Source organism: Thermodesulfatator atlanticus DSM 21156 (assembly GCF_000421585.1).
GTDB lineage: Bacteria > Desulfobacterota > Thermodesulfobacteria > Thermodesulfobacteriales > Thermodesulfatatoraceae > Thermodesulfatator > Thermodesulfatator atlanticus.
In genome coordinates, this window is record NZ_ATXH01000027.1 from 25,617 (window position 1) to 32,285 (window position 6,669).

A 6,669-nucleotide genomic window follows, 5' to 3' on the forward strand; every position below is an offset into this window, starting at 1 on the left:
TTTTTGTTTCATAACAAAAATAAGTTAAAATTGTCTCCAAATAATAACTATTAGGCCATTTCATATATTTTTTCTTTTCAAATCTTTCTTTTCTTTCATTTATCGTTTTTATGCTCCCTTCTTATAAAAATATACAAAAAAATTGAACTAAAACATTTTACAAAATGAAAATTTTGGTTTTAATAAATACCTCTCAAAATATATATTCGGGAGGTGTCTAATGGGATTTAAGAAGATGCTAGTTGCGGTGGACGGATATGAGCCGTCCATGGGGGCCTTTAAAAAGGCCATCGAGCTCGCCAAAGATTACCAATCCCAGGTGGTCGTCCTTCAGGTAGAGGAGGAAGTGCCTTTGCTTCCCACCGAAAAAATGATGGAAGCCGTAGAAAAACCCATTACTGAAGAGCCTTTAGAGCTTGCCAAGGCGTATGCTGATTTAATGGGCGTTTCGGTAAAAATCGTAAAAAAAGTCGGCCCGGTAGCAGGTGCAATTCTTGCCACCGCCAAAGAAGAAAACGTGGACTTAATCCTCCTGGGAGATTCCGGGCGCAAAGGTTTTCAGAAATTATATTTTGGTAGCGTAGCCCAGGCGGTCACTGAAAATGCTGACCGGCCGGTCTTGGTGATCAAAAAGGGATGGGTTGACGTATCAGACCTGGTAGAACTTGCAGCCCGCATTGTTGAAAAACCGGAAGCCATAGAAATTCCGGTTTATGATCCCCGCGCGGTTAGAGAAAACTTTATTTTTTCCGGTACTTTATTTTTTGTTCTTACCTGCCTCTACTTTTTTGCCGCGATTATTACTTCAAAGCCCTTTAAAGACATAGCAGCGCTAGAAATAGCAGGCCTCCCATTTGGTATTTGGAGTGGTCTTATTCTTGTTGTTAGCGGCATAATCCTCACACGCATCTACTTAACTAGACAAGGAGGTGTGTCATGACGCTTACATATCCTATTGCTTTTCTTATTGTTGCTATCAGTGTGTTCATCTCCATCTACATCAGCTTCTATTTTCGCAAACACACCCGTACCACCGCGGCCTTTTACGTGGCAGAGGGGCGTATTCCTTGGAGAATTAACGGCATGGCCATGTTCGGAGACTACTGTAGTGCAGCAAGCTTTCTTGGTGTTGCCGGTGCTATTTCTCTTATGGGGGTTGACGGTTGGTGGCTGGCCCTGGGATTTTTCGCAACCTGGATGGCGGTTCTCTTTCTCGTGGCAGCTCCCCTTAAAAATGCCGGTAAATTTACCGTAGGAGACGTGCTTGGCGCCAGGTTTGGACACAGCAAAGGTATTCGTACGGTTTCCATGCTGACTACTATCGTGTTGTGTTCTCTTTATCTGGTGCCACAGATTGTGGGTGCTGGTCACCTTTTTAAACTCTTATTAGGCTGGCACTATCTCACCACGGTTATTGTTTCAGGTATATTGATTACCGCGCTGGTTGTTTTGGGAGGCATGCGCGGGACTACTTTTAACCAGGCTGTTCAAGGAGTGGTGCTCTTAGGCGCTATGTTAATTCTCTTAATTAGCGCCACTATTATCTATTTTGACGGAAACATTTTAAATATCATCAAGACCGCTAAGAAAATGGTCCCCACAGTTGTTGCTGCTAAACAAATTCCCGATGTGGTTAAGAACGCGCCGGATGCTGTAGCAGCGGTTGAGGCCGCGCGTAAAGCGCTTCCTGATGCCCCCAGTGCCTTGACCCCTGGTGTTGGTTTGCGAGACTTTTGGAATCACCTGAGCCTGGTTCTTGGTTTGTTTATCGGTGTGCTTGGACTTCCCCACATCTTGATTCGTTTTTACACGGTGCGCGATGCAAAAGCCGCCCAGAAAAGTATCGAGTTTACCATCTGGGGGCTCGCCATCTTTTATACCTCGGTTCTGTTTGTGGGCCTTGCCATTATGTACGCCCTTTATCCTGTTTTAGTTGATCTGGTAGCCACTGGTAAAAAAGGTGTGGCCACTAACATGGCGGTTCCCATGCTTGGGCAAAAGATAGGCGGAGAGCTTTTTCTTGGTATCATCGCTGCGGGCGCGCTTGCAGCTATGTTAAGTACCTGTACTGGACTTTTGATCACCGCCACCACCAGTATCGCCCACGACCTCTATGCTTCTATCTTCAAACCCCACAGTCCGGACGAAGAGCGCGTGAGCTTTGCCAAAAAAGCCGTATTTGTGCTAGCTGGTATCTCCATTGCTCTTGCTATTTGGCTTAAAAATCAAAACGTCGGTATGCTTGTCGGTATGTCTTTTGGGATTGCGGCAAGCACCTTTGCCCCAGCCCTTATTCTTACGGTTTGGTGGCCAAGGCTTACGAAACAGGGGGTTGTATGGGGTATGGCCACAGGGCTTGTCGTTTCACTTGTTTTTACCTTTGCACGCTTTTTTAAGCTTAAAAGCCTTTTAGGCCTCCAGGTGCTGGTGAATCCAGCCCTTTACAGTGTGCCGGTAGCTTTTGCGGTGATGGTAATTGTCAGTCTCTTGACCAAAGATACCGGTGAGGTAGAGAAATTCTTTGCTCTTGCCCATCGCAGGAAATAGCCCTAAAGGGGCCCTTTGTGGGCCCCTTTGTATTCTTTGTAGGTTATGGAATTCAACGAGGCAAAAAACTGGCTTTCGGGATTTCAGTTTCACGGAATAAAGCCGGGCCTTTCGCGTATCAACAAACTTTTAGCTTCCCTTGGACATCCAGAAAAAAATTATCCGTGTGTGCACCTTGCTGGTACAAATGGCAAGGGTTCTACAGCAGCGTTTCTTGAAAGTATCTTACGGGCCCACGGCTTAAAAACAGGTCTTTACACCTCGCCTCACCTCGTAAGTGTTTGTGAGCGCTTTAAAATCAACGGAAAAAACTTATCAGAAGAAAAATTCGCCAAATATTGCACCGACGTAAAGGAAGTTCTGGGGACAGGCGAAGCTACCTATTTTGAACTTACTACGGCGATTGCTTTTTGGGCCTTTTCCCAGGAAAAAATAGACATAGCAATAATTGAATGCGGGCTTGGGGGAAGGCTTGACGCTACTAACGTAATCACACCTGCCCTGAGCATTATCACCCCTATTAGCTACGACCATATGGCCTATCTGGGAGAAACCCTTTCTCAAATCGCCAGAGAAAAAGCCGGCATTATAAAGCCAGGGATTCCCGTGGTACTTGCCCCTCAAAGAGAAGAAGCAAGAGAAGTGATTCTTAAAAGTGCCAGGCAAAAAAAGGCACCTGTTTACCAATATGGGCGTGATTTTCGTTGCAAACCGTTAACAAAAGATACTCATCGTTATGAGGGGGCACATGTTTTTGAAGGACTTGTCCTGTCTCTTCGTGGTGAGTACCAGGTAGAAAACATGGCCCTTGCCATTAAGGCGGCTGAAATCCTAGAGGAAAAGGGTTTTTTGCGTCTCTCAGAAGAAAAATTGAAAAAGGCCTTATCTACGACTTTCTGGCCCTGTCGTTTTGAGTTTTTGCCTTTTGAGCCGCCAGTTATTCTTGATGCCGCACACAACGAGGAAGGCATAAATCTTCTTCTCAAAAATCTTTCTCAAGCCGGTATCGAAAAGTTTATCCTTCTTTTTGCAGCTTCAAATGAAGGAGGAACCAAGCCTTTTTACAAAATGCTTGAAAAAATTATGCCCAAGGCGGCAAAGATTTTCATTTGCGAACCGCCAGGGCCTCGTGCTCCGGTAACCATTGAAGAGTGGAAAAAGGCCCTCAATAGCAATGAAAACATTTCATACTACAAATCCTGGGAAGAAGCCCTTTTAGCTGCACGAAAAAGCCAGGGGAAGCTCCCTTTGGTAGTAGCAGGCTCTCTTTATCTTGCAGGGCGGGTGCGCAATGCTTTAGCGGATAACCTCAATATTTGTGACGGTGATCAATCCTTTGTGGACTAATTTTTTAAGCCCTGGAAGGATCTTTTCAATGACTTCGGCTTCTTCAATCACTTCGATTTTCATCGGGAGGCCGGAGCTTGCCCGTAGGAAGCGAATGCTATGTATTACTCCGTCTGGCCCCCAGCCAAAAACCCCTTTAAAAACAGTAGCCCCTTTTATTTCGTTGTCAGTAAGATAGGTAAGAACTTCCTGGTAAAGGGGCTTTTTCTGCCCTTTTTCATCTTCGTCTATATAGATTGACAAAAGCTTGTAGGCCATATTTTCCTCACAGGACAAAAGTTTTGGCCGCTAAAATTCCCAAGCGCACCCCTAGCAATCCCAAAAAAAGACTTAAAGCCACGTTTAAAAAGGCTAGCCAGAAAGCACCCCCTTCAATAAGGGCATTGGTTTCGTAAGCAAAGGTAGAAAAAGTGGTAAAAGACCCCAGGAAGCCCACCGCCAGCAACAAACGCATATTAGGCGAAATCAAAAGGGTTTCCGAAACAAGGGTCATGATAAAACCAAGGACAAGAGACCCAAGGCTATTTACCGTTAATGTGCCAAGGGGAAAGTAATGGGAAAAACGCATTACCAACCCTGAAACCCAGTATCTGGCAATAGCACCGCAAAAGCCACCCATGCCAACCCAAACTATTTTGTCCATGGCTAGAGTTCCCATCCCCAACGACGTACGAAGTTCATACCCCCAAGGGGGACGTATACTTTATCAAAACCAGCAGCATAAAGCACTCTCGCTGCTTCGTAAGCCCTCATAGAAGAATTACAAATTATGATTATCTCTTTGTCTCGAGGAATTTTGGCAATATTGTGTCTTACCTGGTCATATACAATCCATATCCAGCGGCCAGGATATTTTTCCATTAGAGGCTTGGCTTCTTTTTCGCTCCTTACGTCCAGGAAAATGGTATTAGGGTCTTCTTCTCTTAAGCGCTTTATCACCTCGTCAAATTCGATGGGCTTAAAAAGGCCGTCGGCTATGTTGTTAGCCACCATGGAAACAACGTTTAGAGGATCAAGAGCAGCGTTAAATGGTGGGGCATAAGCAAGTTCCATATAGGAGGTGTCTTCAAGCCTTGGTTTAAATTCAAGAAGTTTTGCGATGGAGTTCACCCGGGCCATAGCACCATCAGTCATGGGGCCAACTGCCTGAAAACCAAGTACGCGTCTGTCGCGTCTATCAGCTACTATTTCTACGAAAATTAGCCCGGCACCGGGATAGTAGTGGGCACGTTCTGTTTGGTTGTGAAGGGCATAAAAGGCGTCAAAACCCTCAAGCTTGGCCACTTCATAAGAAAGACCACAGCTTGCTACCGCAAGGTTAAAACATTTCATTACAAAGGCTCCGGTTGCCCCTCGAAAAGTTTCTGTGCCACCGGCAAGATTTGTACCAATTATGCGGCCGTGGCGGTTAGCAAGGGCCCCTGAAGAAATGACCATTTTTTTGCCGCTGATAAGATGGGTGATTTCAATGCAGTCTCCCCCGGCGTAAATGTTGGGATCAGAAGTTTGTAAGCGCTCGTTTACCACTATGCCCCCGGTGAGGGGAGAAACACATAGGCCTGCCTCCTTTGCTAATTGCGAATTAGGACGCACCCCGGTGGCCATAATAACGAGATCGCATTCATAGCGTCCATCTTCGGTTATTACCGCGGTGGCTTTGCCGTCTTTTCCTTCGATTTCTTTGGTGCGGGCGTTAAGCACAAGTTTTACACCCTTTTCTTTCAGATGTTCTGCTACAATTCGTGCCATAGGTGGGTCAAGCAACCGGGGAAGGGGCTGACCAAAGTATTCGAGTACCGTCACTTCAAGGCCCCAGAGATCCCGAAAGGCCTCTGCCATTTCAAGGCCAATGGCCCCGGCACCGATAATGGCGACTTTTTCCACCAGCCCTTTGGAAATGCGTTCTTTTATTTCTATGGCCGTATGAAGATTTGAAATGGCAAAGACTCCGTCAAGATCCCGACCTGGAATCGGAAGCAGAAAGGGTGAGGCCCCGGTGGCCAGGACGAGTTTGTCGTAGGCGATGGTGTCTTCCTTTCCAGAGTCAAGATATTTGACATGGACCAGTTTTTTTTCCCGGTCTATTTTGGTGGCAAGGGTTTTCGTTAAGGTATGAACACCTTTGGCATTTTCAAAAAACTTTTCGTCACGAAGCATCTTAAAAGCCGTAAGGCGTAATTCTTTTTCGTCGGGGATATCTCCTGAGACGTAATAAGGGATACCGCAGCCGCCGTAAGAAATGAGATCGTCTTTGTCTATCATGATCACTTCGGCTTGAGGGTTAAGGCGCTTGGCCCGGCAGGCTGCACGAGGCCCTGCGGCCACGGCTCCGATAACGACTATTCTTTCCGCCATGATTGCCCTCCAAAGGGATTTGTTTTTCGAAGTAGCAACACAATACCTTTAGCGCAAGTTTTTTTGTTAAAAAATTAGGATTTTTTTTGATAAAAAATATCCTGAAATAGCGGAAATGTTTTAAAATCTGTTTATCTTTTAAAGTGAAAGAAATTTTCTAATTTTCCCTGCAGGAGGGTGGTGAAAATGAAAAAAGAAAGAATCCTCAAGAAAGACTGGCCGGAATTCTTAAAAAAGTTTAACGCCGAGCATCAATTTCGACCTGTTTGCGTGTTGGTGGGTGGCCATGAGGTATGTCGCGATATGCCTTTTCTTGGCCTGGTTTACGAAGCCAAGAAAAAAGACGTTGAAGTAATCGTTGGCGGTGTTGATGTTGAACATACCGAACATCTTGTTCATACTTTACGCTCTCCCAGGGCG

General features: G+C 45.6%; 7 protein-coding genes. 4 read left to right on the forward strand and 3 right to left on the reverse strand.

The genetic code is table 11. From position 1 onward, the window contains the following. Positions 1–220: 220 nt before the first annotated feature. Genes H528_RS13475 through H528_RS13480 form a run of 3 tightly spaced genes read left to right on the forward strand, consistent with a single transcriptional unit; the run spans position 221 to position 3,894 of the window. Complete coding sequence (locus H528_RS13475) at positions 221–940, forward strand: universal stress protein (protein ID WP_022854174.1); 720 nt, start codon at positions 221–223, stop codon at positions 938–940. After that, positions 937–2,547, forward strand: a complete 1,611-nt coding sequence (locus H528_RS0109995) for a sodium/solute symporter (protein WP_022854175.1) — start codon at positions 937–939, stop codon at positions 2,545–2,547. Before H528_RS13475 ends, H528_RS0109995 begins: the two co-directional genes overlap by 4 nt. A 45-nt stretch (positions 2,548–2,592) precedes the next feature. Beyond that, on the forward strand, positions 2,593–3,894 hold the full coding sequence (locus tag H528_RS13480; protein ID WP_022854176.1) for a bifunctional folylpolyglutamate synthase/dihydrofolate synthase: 1,302 nt from the start codon (positions 2,593–2,595) through the stop codon (positions 3,892–3,894). Here H528_RS13480 and H528_RS0110005 read toward each other — a convergent pair. From H528_RS0110005 to H528_RS0110015, 3 genes are read right to left on the reverse strand one after another with little or no spacing between them, the layout of a single operon-like run. Next, positions 3,844–4,152, reverse strand: coding sequence for a DUF190 domain-containing protein (locus H528_RS0110005; RefSeq protein ID WP_022854177.1), 309 nt, complete (start codon positions 4,150–4,152; stop codon positions 3,844–3,846). The two genes, H528_RS13480 and H528_RS0110005, sit on opposite strands and share 51 nt — an antisense overlap. A gap of 7 nt (positions 4,153–4,159) precedes the next feature. Continuing rightward, complete coding sequence (crcB, locus tag H528_RS0110010; protein WP_028845901.1) at positions 4,160–4,537, reverse strand: fluoride efflux transporter CrcB; 378 nt, start codon at positions 4,535–4,537, stop codon at positions 4,160–4,162. A 2-nt stretch (positions 4,538–4,539) separates the two neighbouring features. Next, entirely contained in the window at positions 4,540–6,249 is a 1,710-nt protein-coding gene (locus tag H528_RS0110015; RefSeq protein ID WP_022854179.1) for an FAD-dependent oxidoreductase, read from the reverse strand. Positions 6,250–6,435: 186 nt separating this feature from the next. Here H528_RS0110015 and H528_RS0110020 point away from each other — a divergent pair. Beyond that, the coding region (locus H528_RS0110020) for a DUF5335 family protein (protein WP_028845902.1) at positions 6,436–6,669 on the forward strand (234 nt) is incomplete at its 3' end.